Below are 17,750 nucleotides of genomic sequence, written 5' to 3' on the forward strand. Positions count from 1 at the left end.
TTTCCTGATCAGTCGCCTGATCAGTCGATAGCGTAGACGCTGAGCCGCACCTGATTGGCCAGGCGCTGCCCCTTGCCATAGGCGAGCGTGCGTACCAGCCATTGCAGTTCCGGCGCCGCGCTCTCGAAACGCAGGGAGGTGCGGAAGTAATACAGCGCCGGATCCACCGGCTCGCCCGCCGCAAGTTGCGCCATCACACCGGGCGGGCCATGGCGCAGACCACGGCTCCACACCTCGATGCCGGCACCCGTTTCAGTCTGCAGCAGGTAACGTGCATCGATATCGGCCACGCCGTCGCCGCGCAGCCATTGCCAATCGGCACCGCCGGCCAGCACTGCGCCCTTGACGCGGCCGCTGAAGCGCCCGCCGACGATCGGCACGCAGCGGCGCTCGCCGCCGCCTGGCAAATGCCCGATGCTCTGCGGCGCGGCAAGATCGATTTCAAGCGTCAGGATCGGTGCATTGGTCATGCGCCATCATGGCGTCGAGGCTGCGTGATGTTCAAGCCTTCACATCAACACCGATGCCGCCGAGATCAAGCGCAGCACCGCCGCTGGGCAGCGAGGCGGCATTCAGCGCCGCCAGCGCCTGCTCGGCCTCGTTGAAGGCCCTGTCGGCCTTGGCTGCATCCTTCTTGTCGGCAAGCGGATTGAACAGCGCCAACCGCGCCTTTTCCAGCAGCTTCTTGAGCTGCTTCATCAGGCCGCGCGCCTCGGCCTTGATGCTGTCGAGCGCCTGCCGCTCGGCCTGGGCTTCCTTGGCATCCTGTAGGGCGGGATCGCTAGCCGCCGCGCTCAGCGCCTCCTTGATCATCGCGGCGGCCTGATCGGCAGCCATTTCCGGCCGGCCTTCGGCAAGCGTGCCGGTCTTGGCGGCAGGATCGAGTTTTTCCGTGTCCTTGGGCTGTTGTGCCATGGCAATGGCACCACTACCCTGGCCGGCCTCGCGCAGCGCGCCGGCAAGATCGCGCGCCAACTGCTTCACTTCGTTGGCAATCGCCTTGGCCGCCTTGGCATCGCCGCGCGCGGCAGCAGAGGCCGCCGCCATTTCCAGCGCCTTGAGCCGGGCCTTGAGCTGCTCCAGCTTGCGCCGTGCCGCATCCAGCTTGGAGGATTTGCTGGCGCGCTTCATCGCCTGCAGCACTTCCTCGAGCTTGGTCTCGGCTTCCGAACGCGCGCGCGGCTGGCGCAGCTTTTCCAGCGCGGCTTTGCCGGCGGCGAGAACAGGGTTTTGTTCAGCAGGAGCATTCTGGGGAGCGCCACTGCTGTTGCTGGCGCTCTTGAATGCCGGGAGTTTCGATGCAGCGCCCTGCTTCCATGCTGAAGCCTGGGTGCTGCCGGTGCCGTCGACCATTCTGGCCTCCATCATCCGGTTAGCAGTGTTATGGTCCCGCTGCTTTCTGGCGGCAGGACCGGACTCCAGTCTGCAACTGGAGCGTTAAGGATAGCTTAGCGCGGATTTACCCTTCGGCGACAAAAAAATGGCGTGGCCGGGGTTGCCGGGCCACGCCTAGTCTGGGGGAAGAGAAACTAGAGGAACGCGTACTAACTCTGGGGGAAAACTGGCTCTGGGGGAAAAGTCAGAAGGGGACCTCTGACGGGAACGCTACTGGGTGATCTTCCAGGTGCCGTCCGGCTGGCGGCAGGCGGTGCCATAGCCCTGCTGGCTCTGGCCACCGACGCTGATCGTCTGCTGGAACTCACGGCAATAATCGCCGCTGGCGGTCTGGTAAGCGGGCTGCGGCACCACGGTGCCGTAATTGCCGCTATCGGGGTTGCGCCAGGTCACGGCGGTGCCGGAACGGGCGGTTTCAAAGGCGCGCTGGTTGGCTTGGCCAAGATACTGGCGATCCGCGTTATCGAGCGACTTGCCGACCTCGGAGCCGAGCAGCGCGCCAAGCATGGTGCCGGCGGCAACGCCGACCAGACGGCCGGTGCCCTTGCCGAACTGCGCACCGGCTACCGCGCCGCCAACACCGCCAAGCACGGCACCGGCATTCTGTTTCGGACCCTGGTCGGCACAGCCAGCGGCCAGCACCGCGACGAGGCCGAGCGCCACCCACTTGCCGGCGCGACCACCTGCACGCAATGCCGGGCGGCCCGGCTGGGCGACAGCAATGGCGGGAAGGGTGGTATGGGCGGTCATGGCTTCAGGGTCCTTTGATTTCGTTGCCCGGGGTGTTGAGTTCCGATGGGAACCGCCCTCGGGATGGCTAGGAGGTTCGGCCCGGAATACGGCGGGATTGCGGCGGGGGTTGGGAATTGTTGCGGCATGCGCTACATAAGCCACATGGGACTTCCGGGGGCGGAAAAGCCACTTTTTTGAGGCCAGCATGGACGCGTTCACCGACCCGATTGCACATTTTGAAACCTGGTTTGCCGAAGCCAAGCTTTCCGAGCCGAACGATCCCAGTGCCATGGCGCTGGCGAGTGTGGATCAGGATGGGCTGCCGAACCTGCGCATGGTGCTGTTGAAGGATGTCGGTGCCGATGGCGTGGTGTTCTACACCAACTTCGAAAGCGCCAAGGGCCGCGAACTGCTCGAGCATCCCAAGGCGGCTGCCCTGTTTCACTGGAAAAGCCTGCGCCGCCAGGTGCGGTTCCGCGGCCCCATAAGCGTGGTGAGCGATGCCGAGGCCGATGCCTATTTCGCCTCGCGCCCGCGCGACAGCCGCATCGGCGCCTGGGCCTCGGCGCAGTCGCGGCCTTTACAGGGCCGCTTCGAACTGGAGGCTGCCGTGGCAAAATATGCCGCCAAGTTCGCCATCGGCGAGGTTCCCCGTCCGCCGCATTGGTCCGGGTTCCGCCTGGCGCCGCAGAGTATCGAATTCTGGGCCGACCGGCCGTTCCGACTGCATGACCGGCTGGTCTATCACCGCGACGGCAATAATGGCTGGCGCACCGAACGGCTGTATCCCTGATGAGCAACGCCGCCAATCAGCGGCTGCTGCGGCTGGCGACCTACGCCTCTTTCAGCGTCGCACTGATCCTGGTGGCGGCGAAGGCTTTCGCCTGGTGGCAATCGGGCTCGCTGGCCTTGCTGTCCAGCCTGCTCGATTCCGGCCTCGATGCCCTGGCCTCGCTGCTGAACCTGCTGGCCGTGCGCACGGCCCTCACCCCTGCCGATCATGAACACCGCTTCGGCCACGGCAAGGCGGAAGCCTTGGCCGGTCTCGGCCAGGCAACGCTGATCGGTGGCTCTGCCTTGTACTTGGTGAGTGAAGCCGTGCAAAAACTGCGCACACCTTCGCCGCCGGAACATTCCGAAATCGGCATCGCAGTCATGGTCGGTTCTATCCTGCTGACTGCCGCACTGGTGCTGTTCCAGCGCCATGTGGTGCGCCGTACCGGCTCCCTGGCGGTAACCGCCGACCGGCTGCATTACGTCAGCGACCTGCTCACCAACCTCACCGTCATCGCCGCTTTGGCGCTGGCCTCGCGGCCCGGTTTAGACTGGGTGGATCCCGCCGGTGCGCTGCTGGTGGCCATGGTGATCTTCAAGAGCGCCGCCGATATCGTGCGCCAGGCGCTGGATCAGTTGATGGACCGCGAACTGACCGATGCCGAGCGCGCCAGCATTCGCGACACCGTGCTGCGGCATCCGGAAGCCAAGGCGATGCACGACCTGCGCACCCGCGCCTCGGGCCAGCACACCTTCATCCAATTCCATCTTGAACTCGATCCCGATCTCACCTTGCGCGCGGCACACCGCATCTCCGAGGAAATCATCGCCGAATTGCAGCAACTGTTTCCCGGCGCCGAGGTGATCCTGCGCCAGGACCCGGCCGGTGTGATCGAGGACAGGCCGCATTTTGCCGGCAGCTAGGCCCCGCTCCTAAAGGTTGAGCCGGGCTGCCGGGGCCGTTACGCTACCGGCCAAATCCTTGGGGGAAATCTGATGCCGTACCGCCTGTTCCGCGCCGCGCCGCTGTTGCTGCTGGCCGTCACGCTCCTGTTTGCAGCCGCACCGGCGCAAGCCGCCGCCATCGATGCGCGAGGCATGAGCATCCTGTGGGTGCTGCCTTTTGCCGGCATCCTGCTTTCCATCGCGCTGCTGCCACTGCTGACGCCCAGCCTGTGGCATCATCATTTCGGCAAGATCTCCGCCTTCTGGGCGCTCTGCTTCATCCTGCCCTTCGCCTTGCGCGACGGCAGCGGCGCCACCGCCCATGTGTTGCTGGAAGTGGCCCTGCATGAATACATCCCCTTCATCATCCTGCTGCTGGCCTTGTTCACCGTGGCCGGCGGCGTGCGCATCACCGGCAACCTCAACGGCTCGCCGAGCCTCAACACCGCCATGCTGCTGGTCGGCACCGTGATCGCGAGCTGGATGGGCACCACCGGCGCTTCGATGCTGCTGATCCGGCCGCTGATCCGCGCCAACGACAACCGCAAGCATAATGTGCATGTGGTGGTGTTCTTCATCTTCCTGGTTTCGAATATCGGCGGCTCGCTCACGCCGCTTGGCGATCCGCCGCTGTTCCTCGGCTTCCTCAAGGGCGTCGATTTCTTCTGGACCACCTCGCATCTGTTCATGCCGACCCTGGTCAGCACCGTGGTGCTGCTCGGCCTGTTCTACGTCATCGACAGCTACTATTTCCGCAAGGAAGGCATCGTGCCGGCGGACCCGACACCCGACAGCCCGATCGGCATGCAGGGCGGCGTCAATCTGGTGCTGCTGGCAGCCATCGTGCTGGCGGTGCTGATGTCCGGCACCTGGAAACCCGGCGTGACCTTCAGCATCTTCGGCGTCGACGTCGAATTGCAGAACCTGGCACGCGACATCGCCCTGCTGGCCATCACCTTCGCCTCGCTGAAACTCACCGAGGCCGAAACGCGCAGCGGCAACGGTTTCTCCTGGGGCCCGATCCTGGAAGTAGCCAAGCTGTTCGCCGGCATCTTCATCACCATCATTCCAGCCATCGCCATCCTGCGCGCCGGCAAGGATGGCGCCCTGGCCGGACTGGTGGCGCTGGCCTCCAACCCGGACGGCACGCCGAACAACGCGATGTATTTCTGGCTCGCCGGCTCACTGTCCAGCTTCCTCGACAACGCGCCGACCTATCTGGTGTTCTTCAACATGGCGAGCGGCGACGCCGCCACGCTGATGGGGCCGCTTGGCGCCACGTTGGCGGCGATCTCGGCCGGCGCGGTGTTCATGGGTGCCAACAGCTACATCGGCAACGCGCCGAATTTCATGGTCAAGGCCATCGCGGAAGAGATGAACGTGAAAATGCCGAGTTTCTTCGGCTACATGGCCTGGAGCTGCTGTATCCTGCTGCCGCTCTTCGGGCTGCTTACCCTGCTGTTTTTCCGGTCTTGAAATGGGGATATAAATTTCCCATATACAGGGGACAAGCATAGACCAGCAAAGCGGGGGGCCGATGCGCATCCGAATCACCACGGGCATCGGCCTTTCTGCCTTCAGCCTGTTCCTGGCAATGCCGGCTCAGGCGGCGGCCATTGATGGCAGCAGCCTCAGCCTGCTCTGGGGCCTGCCTTTCGCCGGCATCCTGCTTTCCATCGCCTTGCTGCCGCTGCTGGCCAGTCATTTCTGGCATCACCATTACGGCAAGATCGCCGCCTTCTGGGCGCTGGCCTTCCTGATTCCCTTCGGCCTGCGCGAAGGCATCGGCCCTGCGATGCATGCCGTGCTGGAAGTGGCCCTGCATGAATACATTCCCTTCGTGGTGCTGCTGCTCAGCCTCTTCACCATCGCTGGCGGCGTGCGCATCACCGGTAATCTTCACGGCTCACCGGCCTTGAATACAGGCATCCTGGCGCTGGGTACCCTGCTGGCAAGCTGGATGGGCACCACCGGCGCCGCGATGCTGCTGATCCGGCCGCTGATCCGCGCCAATGACAACCGCAAGCACAATGTGCATGTCATTGTGTTCTTCATCATCCTGGTCGCCAATGTCGGCGGCGCGCTGACGCCGCTTGGCGATCCGCCGCTCTTCCTTGGCTTCCTGCTCGGCATCAGCTTCTTCTGGACGACGCAAGCCATGCTGCTGCCGATGCTGCTGATCAGCGTGATGATGCTGGCCGTATTCTATTTCATCGACCGCCATTACTACCGCAGCGAAGGCGTGGTCCGGCGCGACCCGACGCCGGATAATCCGGTGAGCATCGAGGGCGGCATCAACATCGTGCTGCTTGGCGGCGTGGTGGCGGCGGTGCTGATGTCGGGCAGTTGGAAGCCGACGGCTTCGCTGAGCCTGTTCGGCATCAACGTGGCGCTGCAGAACCTGGCGCGTGACATCCTGCTGCTGGCGCTGGCCGGGATGTCGCTGTGGCTGACACGGTCCGAAACCCGCCGGGGCAACGGCTTCGACTGGGAACCGATCCGCGAGGTGGCGAAGCTGTTTGCCGGCATCTTCCTCACCATCGTGCCGGTGATCGCGATCCTGCGCGCCGGCGAGGCGGGCGCCTTGAAGGCAGTGATCGAACTCGCCAGCAATCCCGATGGCACGCCGCATAACGCGATGTATTTCTGGCTCACCGGCCTGCTTTCCGCCTTCCTCGACAACGCCCCGACCTACCTGGTGTTCTTCAACATGGCTGGCGGCGATGCCCAGGCGCTGATGGGGCCGATGGCCGGCACGCTGCTGGCGATCTCGGCCGGCGCGGTGTTCTTTGGCGCCGTCACCTATATCGGCAATGCGCCGAATTTCATGGTCAAGGCCATCGCCGAACAGGCCGGCATCCGCATGCCGAGCTTCTTCGGCTACATGGCCTGGTCGCTGCCGCTGTTGCTGCTGCCCTTCCTGTTGGTCACCTGGTTCTGGTTTCTCTGACCTGTCATTGTTCAAACACCCGAGTCGGGGTATTCTGTGCCCGATTCGGAGCGGCGCCGAATCGGCGCCGCACTGGGTCGGAATTGCACCCGGGCAGCCTCGCCCGGCCAGGAGGAGGGCCGCGCCATAGCCACAGCATCGAAGCCGAAAAGCACCCGTAAACCGGCAGCAACCGCTGCCAAGGGCAAGATTGCCGTCCCGAAGAAGGCCGCCGCCCCCAAGGCGAAGGCTGCGGCGAAACCGAAGGCCGCTGCAAAGCCCAAAGCCCCCGCGAAGCCGAAAGCAGCCAAGCCCGCCGCCAAGGCGGTGAAGGCCGCCGACCCGAACAAGCCTACCGCGGCGGTGGAAAAGCTGCACAAGCTGATCCTGAAATCGCTGGACGACGACAAGGCCGAGGAGATCGTTTCGATCCCGCTGGCCGGCAAATCGTCGGTGGCAGATTACATCGTGGTCGCCTCGGGCCGTTCCTCGCGCCAGGTCGGTGCCATTGCCGAGCATCTGGCGCAGCGCATCCATGAGGCCACCGGGCACAAGGCACGGGTGGAGGGCAAAGGCGTTGGCGACTGGGTGCTGATCGATGCCGGCGACATCGTGGTGCATATCTTCCGGCCCGAGGTGCGCGGCTTCTACCGGCTGGAAAAGATGTGGGGCGTGGATATCCCTGAGCCGGCGGCCGAAACCGCCGCGGCGTGAGTGCGCATCACCATAGCCTGCGTCGGCCGAGCCGGCCGCGCCAAGCATGACGCCGCCCAGGCGCTGATCGGCAGCTACCGCGAGCGGCTGCCCTGGGCGGTGGAGATCCGCGAAGTCGAGGACAAGAAAACCGCCGGCACGGTGCTGGAGCGCAAGCAGCGCGAGGCGGACTTGCTGCGGGCCGCCTGCCCCAAGGGCGCCGTGCTGGTGGCGCTGGACGAGCATGGCAGGAACCTGACCAGCCGCGATTTCGCCGCCCAGATCGGGCAATGGCGCGACAACGGCGAGGCTGAGCTGGCCTTCCTGATCGGCGGCGCGGATGGCCTGGATGCCGCCCTGCTGGCCCAGGCGAGGCTGAAAATCGCTTTTGGCGCCATGACTTGGCCGCATTTGCTGGCAAGAGTGCTGCTGCTGGAACAGCTTTACCGGGCCTGGAGCCTGCTGAACAATCACCCCTATCACCGAGATTGATCCGGGGATTGAGCCAGCAATCCGTGACTAAGTTTCCCGACTGCGCTAAGTAATTGCCGATTCTGCCGGATTTTCCTGAAACTGCGACCATGACCAACCCGAGCTCCCAGACCGTCCCGAAGCCCGTCGTCCTCTGCATCCTGGATGGCTGGGGGCTGCGCGACGACCCGACCGACAACGCCATTGCCCAGGCCAGCCTGCCGACCTGGCGCCGGCTGGTTTCGACCCGGCCCTTTGCCCGCGTCGGCACCTCGGGCCGCGATGTCGGCCTGCCGGATGGCCAGATGGGCAATTCGGAAGTCGGCCACATGAATATCGGCGCTGGCCGCATCGCCGTGCCGGACCTGGGACGCATCGACAATGCGGTGGCCGATGGCACGCTGGCCAATGTGCCGGCGATTGCGGAAACCATCGCCAAGCTGAAGCAGAGCGGCGGCGCGCTGCATCTGCTCGGCCTGCTCTCGCCGGGCGGCGTGCATTCGCACCAGGACCACATCGCCGCCGTGGCCAGGATCGCCGATGCCGCCGGCGTGAAGGTGTGGCTGCACGCCTTCAGCGATGGCCGCGACACACCGCCGCGCTCCGTACTGGAATTCCTCGCCGACTTCCGCAAACTTCTCGGTGATGTGAAACAGGTGCGTTTCGCTTCCCTCTCGGGCCGCTTCTACGCCATGGACCGCGACAAGCGCTGGGATCGCGTGGCGCAGGCCTATGCCGCGATTGCGCTGGCCAAAGGCAAGCATGCGGCGAGCGCGGAAGCTGCCGTCAACGATGCCTATGCCGCCGATTTAAGCGATGAATTCATCCTGCCGACGGTGATCGACGGCTATGCCGGCATGCGCGATGGCGATGGCCTGATGATGGCCAATTTCCGCGCCGACCGGGCGCGCGAAATCCTGCAAAGCCTGCTGGAGCCGCATTTCGATGCCTTCCCGCGCCCGCTGCGCCCGGCTTTTGCCGCCGCCACCGGCATGGCGGAGTATTCGACGCAGTTGAACGAATTCCTTGCCACCGCGTTCCCGCCGGTGCGCTATCCCAACACGCTTGGCGAATGGCTGGCGAAGTCGCAGCGTAAGCAGTTGCGCATTGCCGAGACCGAGAAATATGCCCACGTCACCTTCTTCATGAATGGTGGCGAGGAGCAGCCTTATGAGGGCGAGGACCGCATCCTGGTGCCGTCGCCGAAAGTGGCAACCTACGATCTGCAGCCGGAAATGTCGGCAGCCGAAGTCACCGACAAGCTGGTCGCCGCCATCGAGAGCGGGCAATACGACCAGATCACGGTGAACTACGCCAACCCGGACATGGTGGGCCATACCGGTTCGCTGCCGGCAGCGGTGAAGGCGGCGGAAACCATCGACACCTGCCTGGCGCGGCTGGAACAGGCGGTGCTGCAGGCCGGTGGCGTGCTGCTGATCACCGCCGACCATGGCAATCTGGAAGAGATGCGCGACCCGGCTTCGGGCCAGGCCCATACCCAGCACACCACCAATCTGGTGCCGCTGGTACTGGTCGGCCGCGACGGCTACAGCTTGAGCGATGGCCGCCTCTGCGACCTGGCGCCGACCCTGCTGCATTTCCTGCAGCTGGCGCCGCCGGCCGAAATGACCGGTCAGAACCTGGCCCTTCCCAAAGCCGCCACCGCCGCGGAGCCGCAGCAACGCCGTGCATAAACCGCTCCGCCCCGCGCTTGCCGCCGCGCTGATCGGAACGTTGGTCGGCACTGCTCCCGCGCTGGCGGAAAGCAATGCCGCCCGGCAGCAGCAGCAACAGCTTGAGGATGTGCAGCGACAGCTTAAAGAGAGCCGCGACCGCCAGCGCGAACTCGACCGCGAGGCCGGCAAACTGGCGCAGAAGGCGCAGGAGCTGCGCCGCCGCCTGGTGCAGGCCGCGCGCAAGCTGCAGGCCCAGGAAGACGCCGTTTCGCGCAGCGAGGAACAGCTTACCCGCCTGCTGGCCGATGAAACCAAGGCCCAGGCCGCCTTCGAGGGCCGCCGCGAGGAACTGGCGGCAACGCTTTCCAGCCTCGCCCGCCTCAGCCGCCAGCCGCCGGAAGCCATGGTGCTGGCGCCGGGTTCGGCGCTCGACATGGTGCGCGCCAGCCAGCTTATCGCCGCCCTGGTGCCGGAGATCGAAAGCCGCGCCGCCGCGCTGCGGGCCGAATTGGACCGCCTGGCCGCTTTGCGTGCCGGTATCGCCGCCGAGCAGAAGGCACTGGGCCAGGCCATCGCCAAGCTGGATAGCGAACGCCGCGACCTGGAGCAGTTGCAGACGGAAACCGCCGCGGAAGTAGCGCAGACCCAGGAAGAACGTGGCGCGGAGCGCGAGCGCAGCGTGCGCCTGGCCGAGCAGGCCAAGGACCTGCGCGCCCTGGTGGACCGCCTGCTGGAGCAGGAAAGGCGCGAGGCCGAAGCCCGCGCCCGGGCGGCGAAAGAGGCGGAAAACCGGGGTAAGCGGGCACCCGGCGGCAGTCAGCCGGCGGAGAATTACGCCGCCCTTGAAGGCAGCGCCGCGCTGCCGGCACGCGGCCGCATCGTCGGCCGCTACGGCGACACCGAGGCCAGCGGCGCGGTTTCGCGCGGTTTGCGCATTGAAACCCGGGGCGGCGGCCAGGTGGTGGCGCCTGCTGACGGCAAAGTGATGTTCGCCGGCCCCTTCCGTGGCTACGGACAGCTATTGATCATCGCACATGGCGGTGGATATCATTCGTTATTGGCCGGTTTTGGCCGGATTGACCGCGCGGTTGGCCAATTCGTCCTGGCTGGCGAACCTGTAGGTCGCATGGGCGGCGATGGCTCCGGAAACGCAGCCGGGGCTGGGCATGACGACAAGCCGGTTCTATATCTTGAACTGCGTCGCAAAGGCGAGCCGGTAAATCCCCTACCATGGCTGGCGGCGGGCGACAGAAAGGTGAGCGGCTGACATGCGCAATTTCCTCCTGGGTGGCGTCTGCGCCTTTGCCCTGATGGGCTCGGTGGGACTGTTCGCGGCCCCGAACAAGGTGGGCGCGCTGCAGAACAGCGACACCTACAAGCAGCTCAATCTCTTCGGTGAGATTTTCGAGCGCGTGCGCAACGACTACTACAAGGAAACCAAGGACGAGCAGCTGATGGAGACCGCCATCAACGGCATGCTCTCCTCGCTCGATCCCTACTCCATCTACATGCCGCCGCGCAGCTTCCAGGAAGCGCGGGTGCAGACCCGTGGCGAATTCGGCGGCCTCGGCCTCGAAGTCACCATGGAGAATGGCCTGGTGAAAGTGGTGTCGCCGATCGACGACACGCCGGCACAGCGTGCCGGCCTGCTGCCGGGCGACATGATCACCCATCTCGACGGCGACCCGGTGCTGGGCAAGACCCTGCAGGAAGCCATCGAGAAGATGCGCGGTGCGCCGAACAGCAAGATCGTGCTGACCATCCGGCGCGGCACCGATGCCACCACCAAGCCGATGGACGTGCCAGTGGTGCGCGCGGTGATCAAGACCCGCGTGGTGCGCAGCCGCCGCGAGGGCGATATCGCCTATCTGCGCGTCTCGTCGTTCAACGAGCACACCACGCAGGACATGAGCGCCGCGATCGAGAAGCTTAAGGTCGAGATCGGGCCGGAGCTGAAGGGCTATGTGATCGACCTGCGCGACAATCCGGGCGGCCTGCTGGATCAGGCGATCTCGGTGGCCGATGCCTTCCTGAACCAGGGCGAGATCGTTTCGACGCGCTCGCTGCGCTCGAATGCCGATGAAGGCCAGCGCTTCAACGCCAAGCGCGGCGACGTCACCGATGGCAAGCCGATTGCCGTGCTGATCAATGGCGGCTCGGCATCGGCATCGGAAATTGTTGCCGGCGCGCTGCAGGATCATCGCCGCGCCGTGCTGGTGGGCAACACCACGTTCGGCAAGGGCCTGGTGCAGACCATGATTCCGCTCGGCGAATTCGGCGGCATGAAGCTGACCACGGCGGGCTACTTCACGCCGTCGGGCCGCTCCATCGACAAGACCGGCATCACGCCCGATGTGGAAGTGTGGAGCGACCGCGACCGCCAGATCGCGGCGGCGCTGAAGGCGCGGCGCGAGCTGAACGGCCAGCGCGAGGCCGACGAGGAGCCGGCAGCGAAGCCGGGCGAGACTCCGACGTCAACACCAGCCCCGGCGCCGAATACCAGCGCCAAGCCGGGCGATGGTCCTGACGTGGTGCTGCAATCGGCGCTCGAGCTGCTGCGCAGCCCGCCGAAACCGACCGCGAAGAAGTGACGCTTCAGGCCGATCCCGACGATCGCGCCCTGCCGGCGGAGCCGAAGAAAGCCGGCCTGATGGGCCGGTTGCTGGCGCCTTTCGCCAGGCTGCGCAAGAAGCCAAAGCAACACGAAGACGAGCTGGATATCACCATGGCGGTGTCGCAACCGCCTGGTGAAGACGGCATGGCCCATGGCGACATGGAGATGATGGCAGAGGCGCCGATGATGGCGCCGCCGCCGCGCGAAGGCTTCAAGCATAAGCTGCTGCGCGTGCTCCACATCATCGGCCTGGTGCTGTGGCCGGGCTTCCTGCGTGGCGATGCCCGCACCGTCAGCCGCCGCCTGCTGGTGCTGAGCTGGGCGCTGTTCCTCGGCGGCTTCATCACCCTGATTGGCTGGCTCTCCGTCATCAACCAGAGCCTGGTGCAATTGCCCGGCTCGGAAGTGGTGATCGGCGTGGCACGCCTCACCCTGCCGCCGGAGGCCAAGCTTGCACCCGACCAGAAAGCTGGCGAGCAGAAGCCGAAGCAGATGGATACGGCGAACTACCTGCCGAGCGGCCTGCTGGTGGCGCCCGATCCGGCCCTGGTGGACAACACCAATGTCGGCCCTATGCCGAAAATCGGCAGCGATGGCCGCCAGCCCTGGCGTGCCTATGCCCGGCCCTATAACGAACCCGCCGACCGCCCGCGCATCGCCATCGTGCTGGCCAATGTGGGTTTGAGCGAAACCCTGACCACCAAGGCGGCTGACCTGCTGCCACCGGCCATCACCTTCGCCTTCAATCCCTATGCGCCGAATCTCGCGGTGCAGATCGAGTATGCGCGGCGCCAGGGCCACGAAGTGCTGCTGCAATTGCCGATGGAGCCGTTCGAGTATCCCTCCAGCGATCCAGGGCCGTATACGTTGCTCACGTCGCTGACCGAGCCGGAGAATCTGCGCCGGCTGGATTGGTCGCTGACCCGCGTGCCGGGCTATATCGGCTTCACCAATTTCATGGGCGCGAAATACACCTCCAGCCCTGAGCATATGCGCATCGTCGCCGAGACATTGAAGACGCGCGGCCTGATGTTTGTCGATGCGCGCACCGCGCCGCGTTCGGTGGCCGCCCGCGCCATGCGCGATGCCGGCGGCGTGTTCGCCATCTCGAACCGCCAGATCGACCAGCAGCCGACCGGGCCGGTGATCGAATCGCGGCTTGAGGAACTGGAGCGCCTGGCGCGCGGCACCGGTGTTGCCGTCGGCTTCGCGCAGCCCTATCCGGTCACGCTCGACCGCCTGCTGGCCTGGAGCAAGACCCTGGCCGGCAAGAGCTATGCCCTGGCGCCGGTTTCTGCCGTGGTGAATCGTCAAACCCCTGAATAATAGCGCTGGAGTTCGCAGCCATGTCCGATGAAGCCCGCCCCTACCGTCTTGGCGTCGGTGTCGCGTTGCTGAACGAGGCCGACATGGTGTTCGTCGGCCGCCGCATCGACCAGACCGCCGAAGCCTGGCAGATGCCGCAGGGCGGCATTGATCCTGGCGAGGATCCGCGCCAGACCGCCCTGCGCGAACTGGAGGAAGAGATCGGCGTGCCGCCGGCGCGCACCGCCATCATCGCCGAAAGCCGCGACTGGCTGAGTTATGACCTGCCGCCCGACATCGCCGATAAGGTTTGGAAGGGAAAATATCGCGGCCAGAAACAGAAATGGTATCTCTGCCGCCTGATCGGCGAGGAGGACGTGATCAACATCGCCACCGCGCATCCTGAATTCGATGCCTGGAAATGGGCCCGCTTCTCCGATTTGCCGGACCTGATCGTGCCGTTCAAGCGGCCGATCTACGAAACCATCGTGGCCGAATTCCGCGGCTACGTGAAAACCTGACATGGCGCATCGCGGCGAAATCCTGCTGCTGCACGGCGCCTTTGTCGGCGGCTGGGTGTTCGAGCGTTTCCGCAGTTTCCTCAGCCATCGCGGCTGGCGCACCCATGCGCCGGACCTGCCGCTGCATGGCCCGGAACAGGCCGGCCAGCGGCCCGATAGCGACCTGGCGCGGCTTGGCCTGGCCGATTACCGCGCCGCCATGGAAGCGGAAATCGCCCGCCTGCCGTCCAAGCCGGTGCTGATCGGCCATTCGCTCGGCGGCCTGCTGGCGCAGCAATTGGCAGCCCGCGATCTCTGCCGCGGTGCCATCCTGCTGGCGCCGGTGGCACCCTGGGGCATCATGCCGCGCAGTCTGGAGGAAGTCGGCGGCGCGCTGCATCTGCTGTGGCAGGGCGGTTCGATCTGGCAGAAGCCGCTGCCGCCGGATCCGGCCATGGCGGAGCAGTTCTCGCTCGACAAGCTGCCGCCCGCGCTGCAACGCGACACGCTGGCGCGCCTGGTGCCGGAATCCGGTCGCGCGATCTTTGAATCATTGCTGTGGTGGCTGGACTGGCATGCCGCCAGCCGCGTCAGCTTCCACCGCGTGCGCTGCCCGCTGCTGGTGCTGGCTGGCAGCGACGACAAGGTGACGCCGGCGGCTTCCTGCCGCGCCGTGGCCTCGCATTATCCCGGCCGCGCGGTGTTCCGCGAGATGCCGGAGATGAGCCACTTTCTGTTCGGCGAGCCGCGGGAGGAGGAGTTGTTCCAGCTTTGCGCCGACTGGCTGGCCGACTTACCGCCGGAGCATTAGCGCCAATCAGGCCGTTGCCTGGGTCGCCAGTTGCCGGCGGCGCCATTGCAGCAGGCGCCAGCCGACTTGCGCGAAAAGCCGGCTGAACCAGCCTTGAGGCTGGAAATCGCAGGCCTTCAGCGCCATGCCGAGGCCGCGCTGGACATGGCCGAAACGATAGAGGCCGGTGGCGCGCAGGGCATAGGCAGCGCTTTCGCGGCCACGGTCATAGACCGTCTGGCGTCCATTGCCGCACCAATAGGCCATGGCGAGTTCATCATCCGAGGTTTCGTTGATGCGGCCGAGCGCAATGCGCAGCCGCGCCAGCCGGCTCATCGGTGCGCTGGCCTGGTAGCGTTGCAGGTGATCGAGGAACAGCTTGTAATGGCGGAACTCGTCGCCGGCGATCTTGGCCGCCACCATCTTCAACACCGGCTCGTCGGTGGCATCGCGGATGGCGCTGTAGAAACTCGATGTGCCGCATTCCACCACGCAGCGTGCCACCAGCTCGCCATTGCGGCTGCCGCGCACCGAATCTGTCGCGTCCAGCGGCAGGCGGTAATGCGCCTGGAAGTCGGCCATGGCTTGGGCCGGATCGAAGCTGGGATCGGCAAGCTGGCACCAGCGCGCGAGCGCGCGGCCATGCTGTTCCTCCTCCACACCCCATTGCCGCGCCGCCGCCTGGAAGGCCGGGTCATCGGCAAAGACGTTGCAGAGATAGGTGACATAATCCTCGGCATTATGTTCCACCAGCGTCGCGGCCTTCACCGCGCGCAGCAGATCGGCATCGACCTTGCTGGGGTCGAAGCTGTGCCAGGGTATGTCATCAAGCGTCCAATGGCGCGTCATGGCTTGCTATTTAAACCGAGGTCATGAAAATGCAATCTTTCTGATCCGGCGATTTTTCGGGGGCAGGCAGCCATGCCGTCGCAATTCTACCATAATCCGCGTTGTTCCAAGTCACGCCAGGCCCTGGCGCTCTTGCACGGCCAGGGTGTAAAGCCCCAGGTAATCGAGTATCTCAAGACCCCGCCCTCGGCCAGCGAACTGGCGGGCATCGTGAAGAAACTGGGCCGCCCGGCACGCAGCATCCTGCGCACCAAGGAAGCCAGGGAAGCCGGCATCGACCCCGAGGCGTTGAGCGATGCCGCGCTGCTGAATGCGTTGGCCAAGCATCCGGAAGCGATCGAGCGGCCGCTTTTCGTGCATGGCGCCAAGGCAGCTTTGGGCCGCCCGCCCGAGGCGGTACTCGCCATCCTGTGAGTTTGGGATTAGGCTGGCGGCCAACTAGAAAAGACGAAACGCCGCTCGCCAGGATTTTTTTCAGAATGACCGATACTGCCGCCGCGCCGTTGCGGCCGACCCTGTCTGCTTTTTCGCTGCTGCTGCTGGCCCTGCTCACCCTGTTCTGGGGCGTGAACTGGCCGATCATGAAGCTGGCGCTGCTGGAAATGCCGGTTTTCACCTTCCGCGCCTTCTGCCTTGGCGGGGGCGCGCTGGGGCTGTTCGCGATTGCTGCCGCCTGGCGTATGCCGCTCGGTATTCCGCCCGGCTACCTGATCAAGCTGACCCTGATCTCGCTGTTCAACATCACCTTCTGGAACCTTCTGGTGCTGTATGGCCTGTCCATGCTGCCGGCCGGGCGCACCACCATCCTGGCTTTCACCATGCCGCTATGGCTAGTGATGATGTCGGCCCTGATGCTGCAGGAGCGCCTGACCGGCTGGAAACTGGCCGGCCTCGGCCTCGGGCTCAGCGGCCTGGCGGTGCTGGTTGGTGGCGAATGGCAGGCCATGGCAGCCTCGCCACTCGGCGTCCTGCTGGTGCTGGCCGCTGCGATGAGCTGGGCCTTTGGCACGGTACTGATCAAGCGTTACGCCGTGCCAATGCCCAGCGTCCCCTTCGTCGGCTGGCAGATGATCCTCGGTGGCCTGCCCATCGTGGTGATGGCGCCGCTGCTGGAAATGGATCGCTGGCACAGCTACAGCGCCGTGGCCTGGGGTGCCGCGCTCTACAACGCGGTGATCTGCTTCGTGTTCTGCTACTGGGCCTGGAACCGTCTGGTGCAGGTGCTGCCGGCGCAGGTGAGCGGGCTCTCCACCCTGATGATTCCGGTGGTCGGCGTGTTTTCCAGCATGGCGATGCTGGGCGAGCAGCCGGGCTGGCCGGAATTCGCGGCCCTCGGCCTGATCAGCGCCGCACTGGCGGCGGTGCTGAAACCTTCTCGCTGATTCAGGCTTTCGCGAAGAAACGCAGCGCCGCGCCCTCGGCGCCGGCTTCAAGGCCGAGCGCATAGCCGGCGGTGGCGGCGAGATCGGCGGCATGGCGGGCCAGCGCGCCGGCCGGTTCCTCCACCGCGCCATCGCCAAGCAGGCTCATCGCCACATCGTCGGGCAGCTTGCTCGGGCTGCCTTCGGCCTGCACCCGCCATTCGCCGTTCTGCATTTCCAGCCGCAGCGCACCGCCGCGCGGCAATGCCATCGCCATCACCGCCAAGCCCAGCATCAGCGCCTTGGCCAGCGGCTTGGGCAGGCTGTTGGGCAGCCCGACCAGTGGCAGCAGCCGCACCCGGCCGCCATTGAAATACTCCGCCGTGACGCGGCTGACATCGGCCATCGCCATCGGCTCTGACATGCCGCCGGAGGCACCCAGCGCCAGACGGAAAAAAGCCAGCCGCTTGGCGGCATCGCCGGCACTCTGGGCGATCAGGCGGATCGCCTCCTCGCGCATCGCCGCATCGGTTTCCTCGGCAAGCAATTCCGCGCCATTGCTCACCGCGCCGATACTGCCGGCAAGGTCGTGGCAGAGCTTGGAACAGATCAGGGCGACAAGGTCGATATCGCTGCGGGCGGCGGCCATGGCGTCTCCGGATCGTGGCATTGCGGCTGGAATCTCTTTAGAATGATTGCCGGTTCTGATCAATCGG

The 17,750-nt window shown here is 65.5% G+C and carries 19 protein-coding genes; 14 read left to right on the forward strand and 5 right to left on the reverse strand.

Going from position 1 to position 17,750, the window contains the following annotated elements; translation table 11 throughout:
* Positions 1-20: 20 nt before the first annotated feature.
* The 3 genes from V6B08_RS02025 to V6B08_RS02035 all read right to left on the reverse strand — a co-directional run bounded on the left by V6B08_RS02025 (position 21) and on the right by V6B08_RS02035 (position 2,145).
* Complete coding sequence (locus V6B08_RS02025) at positions 21-470, reverse strand: DUF3237 domain-containing protein (RefSeq protein ID WP_341977582.1); 450 nt, start codon at positions 468-470, stop codon at positions 21-23.
* A 31-nt stretch (positions 471-501) separates the two neighbouring features.
* The gene (locus V6B08_RS02030; RefSeq protein ID WP_341977585.1) at positions 502-1,353 is read right to left on the reverse strand and encodes a hypothetical protein; all 852 of its coding nucleotides are present in this window, start codon (positions 1,351-1,353) and stop codon (positions 502-504) included.
* A 252-nt stretch (positions 1,354-1,605) separates the two neighbouring features.
* Positions 1,606-2,145 carry an RT0821/Lpp0805 family surface protein gene (locus tag V6B08_RS02035; protein ID WP_341977587.1) on the reverse strand — a complete coding sequence of 180 codons (540 nt, stop codon included), beginning with the start codon at positions 2,143-2,145 and terminating at the stop codon, positions 1,606-1,608.
* A gap of 187 nt (positions 2,146-2,332) precedes the next feature.
* Between V6B08_RS02035 and pdxH the strand changes: the two genes are divergently transcribed.
* From pdxH to V6B08_RS02095, 12 genes are all read left to right on the forward strand, one after another.
* Positions 2,333-2,920 carry a pyridoxamine 5'-phosphate oxidase gene (gene pdxH, locus V6B08_RS02040; RefSeq protein WP_341977589.1) on the forward strand — a complete coding sequence of 196 codons (588 nt, stop codon included), beginning with the start codon at positions 2,333-2,335 and terminating at the stop codon, positions 2,918-2,920.
* Complete coding sequence (locus V6B08_RS02045) at positions 2,920-3,825, forward strand: cation diffusion facilitator family transporter (protein ID WP_341977591.1); 906 nt, start codon at positions 2,920-2,922, stop codon at positions 3,823-3,825. Before pdxH ends, V6B08_RS02045 begins: the two co-directional genes overlap by 1 nt.
* A 72-nt stretch (positions 3,826-3,897) precedes the next feature.
* On the forward strand, positions 3,898-5,322 hold the full coding sequence (locus tag V6B08_RS02050) for a sodium:proton antiporter (RefSeq protein ID WP_341977593.1): 1,425 nt from the start codon (positions 3,898-3,900) through the stop codon (positions 5,320-5,322).
* Positions 5,323-5,383: 61 nt separating this feature from the next.
* Positions 5,384-6,796 (forward strand): sodium:proton antiporter, encoded by a 1,413-nt coding sequence (locus V6B08_RS02055; RefSeq protein ID WP_341977594.1) that lies wholly within the window; start codon positions 5,384-5,386, stop codon positions 6,794-6,796.
* Positions 6,797-6,832: 36 nt separating this feature from the next.
* Entirely contained in the window at positions 6,833-7,489 is a 657-nt protein-coding gene (gene rsfS, locus V6B08_RS02060; RefSeq protein WP_341977597.1) for a ribosome silencing factor, read from the forward strand.
* Positions 7,490-7,960 carry a 23S rRNA (pseudouridine(1915)-N(3))-methyltransferase RlmH gene (locus V6B08_RS02065; protein WP_341977599.1) on the forward strand — a complete coding sequence of 157 codons (471 nt, stop codon included), beginning with the start codon at positions 7,490-7,492 and terminating at the stop codon, positions 7,958-7,960.
* A gap of 89 nt (positions 7,961-8,049) precedes the next feature.
* A complete protein-coding gene (gpmI, locus tag V6B08_RS02070; RefSeq protein ID WP_341977601.1) occupies positions 8,050-9,633 on the forward strand; it encodes a 2,3-bisphosphoglycerate-independent phosphoglycerate mutase in 1,584 nt (527 codons plus the stop codon).
* Positions 9,626-10,882: a murein hydrolase activator EnvC family protein gene (locus tag V6B08_RS02075; RefSeq protein WP_341977603.1), complete on the forward strand. Its 1,257-nt coding sequence runs from the start codon at positions 9,626-9,628 to the stop codon at positions 10,880-10,882. The genes gpmI and V6B08_RS02075 overlap by 8 nt, the downstream gene beginning before the upstream one ends.
* Before the next feature lies 1 nt (position 10,883).
* Positions 10,884-12,206, forward strand: a complete 1,323-nt coding sequence (locus tag V6B08_RS02080; protein WP_341977605.1) for a S41 family peptidase — start codon at positions 10,884-10,886, stop codon at positions 12,204-12,206.
* Positions 12,203-13,555 (forward strand): divergent polysaccharide deacetylase family protein, encoded by a 1,353-nt coding sequence (locus tag V6B08_RS02085; protein ID WP_341977607.1) that lies wholly within the window; start codon positions 12,203-12,205, stop codon positions 13,553-13,555. The genes V6B08_RS02080 and V6B08_RS02085 overlap by 4 nt, the downstream gene beginning before the upstream one ends.
* A gap of 20 nt (positions 13,556-13,575) precedes the next feature.
* Entirely contained in the window at positions 13,576-14,055 is a 480-nt protein-coding gene (locus V6B08_RS02090) for an RNA pyrophosphohydrolase (protein ID WP_341977609.1), read from the forward strand.
* Between the two features lies 1 nt (position 14,056).
* The gene (locus V6B08_RS02095) at positions 14,057-14,845 is read left to right on the forward strand and encodes an alpha/beta hydrolase (protein ID WP_341977611.1); all 789 of its coding nucleotides are present in this window, start codon (positions 14,057-14,059) and stop codon (positions 14,843-14,845) included.
* 6 nt (positions 14,846-14,851) lie between these two features.
* On the opposite strand, the gene V6B08_RS02100 is transcribed toward V6B08_RS02095, so the two are convergent.
* Entirely contained in the window at positions 14,852-15,673 is an 822-nt protein-coding gene (locus tag V6B08_RS02100) for a ferritin-like domain-containing protein (RefSeq protein WP_341977613.1), read from the reverse strand.
* A gap of 72 nt (positions 15,674-15,745) precedes the next feature.
* On the opposite strand from V6B08_RS02100, the gene arsC reads away from it, so the two are divergent.
* On the forward strand, positions 15,746-16,087 hold the full coding sequence (gene arsC / locus V6B08_RS02105) for an arsenate reductase (glutaredoxin) (RefSeq protein WP_341977615.1): 342 nt from the start codon (positions 15,746-15,748) through the stop codon (positions 16,085-16,087).
* A gap of 65 nt (positions 16,088-16,152) precedes the next feature.
* Positions 16,153-17,055, forward strand: coding sequence for a DMT family transporter (locus tag V6B08_RS02110; protein WP_341977617.1), 903 nt, complete (start codon positions 16,153-16,155; stop codon positions 17,053-17,055).
* Between the two features lies 1 nt (position 17,056).
* On the opposite strand, the gene V6B08_RS02115 is transcribed toward V6B08_RS02110, so the two are convergent.
* Positions 17,057-17,683 carry a histidine phosphotransferase family protein gene (locus tag V6B08_RS02115; RefSeq protein ID WP_341977619.1) on the reverse strand — a complete coding sequence of 209 codons (627 nt, stop codon included), beginning with the start codon at positions 17,681-17,683 and terminating at the stop codon, positions 17,057-17,059.
* Positions 17,684-17,750: the final 67 nt, after the last annotated feature.

Origin of the sequence: Ferrovibrio sp. MS7 (assembly GCF_038404985.1) — a bacterium.
Lineage (GTDB): Bacteria > Pseudomonadota > Alphaproteobacteria > Ferrovibrionales > Ferrovibrionaceae > Ferrovibrio > Ferrovibrio plantarum.

Bases quoted from the DNA above. Each gene is read 5' to 3' on its own strand.
- V6B08_RS02025 (WP_341977582.1), bottom strand. From the start codon at position 470: ATGACCAATGCACCGATCCTGACGCTTGAAATCGATCTTGCCGCGCCG.
- V6B08_RS02030 (WP_341977585.1), bottom strand. From the start codon at position 1,353: ATGGTCGACGGCACCGGCAGCACCCAGGCTTCAGCATGGAAGCAGGGC.
- V6B08_RS02035 (WP_341977587.1), bottom strand. From the start codon at position 2,145: ATGACCGCCCATACCACCCTTCCCGCCATTGCTGTCGCCCAGCCGGGC.
- pdxH (WP_341977589.1), top strand. From the start codon at position 2,333: ATGGACGCGTTCACCGACCCGATTGCACATTTTGAAACCTGGTTTGCC.
- V6B08_RS02045 (WP_341977591.1), top strand. From the start codon at position 2,920: ATGAGCAACGCCGCCAATCAGCGGCTGCTGCGGCTGGCGACCTACGCC.
- V6B08_RS02050 (WP_341977593.1), top strand. From the start codon at position 3,898: ATGCCGTACCGCCTGTTCCGCGCCGCGCCGCTGTTGCTGCTGGCCGTC.
- V6B08_RS02055 (WP_341977594.1), top strand. From the start codon at position 5,384: ATGCGCATCCGAATCACCACGGGCATCGGCCTTTCTGCCTTCAGCCTG.
- gpmI (WP_341977601.1), top strand. From the start codon at position 8,050: ATGACCAACCCGAGCTCCCAGACCGTCCCGAAGCCCGTCGTCCTCTGC.
- V6B08_RS02080 (WP_341977605.1), top strand. From the start codon at position 10,884: ATGCGCAATTTCCTCCTGGGTGGCGTCTGCGCCTTTGCCCTGATGGGC.
- V6B08_RS02090 (WP_341977609.1), top strand. From the start codon at position 13,576: ATGTCCGATGAAGCCCGCCCCTACCGTCTTGGCGTCGGTGTCGCGTTG.
- V6B08_RS02095 (WP_341977611.1), top strand. From the start codon at position 14,057: ATGGCGCATCGCGGCGAAATCCTGCTGCTGCACGGCGCCTTTGTCGGC.
- V6B08_RS02100 (WP_341977613.1), bottom strand. From the start codon at position 15,673: ATGACGCGCCATTGGACGCTTGATGACATACCCTGGCACAGCTTCGAC.
- arsC (WP_341977615.1), top strand. From the start codon at position 15,746: ATGCCGTCGCAATTCTACCATAATCCGCGTTGTTCCAAGTCACGCCAG.
- V6B08_RS02110 (WP_341977617.1), top strand. From the start codon at position 16,153: ATGACCGATACTGCCGCCGCGCCGTTGCGGCCGACCCTGTCTGCTTTT.
- V6B08_RS02115 (WP_341977619.1), bottom strand. From the start codon at position 17,683: ATGGCCGCCGCCCGCAGCGATATCGACCTTGTCGCCCTGATCTGTTCC.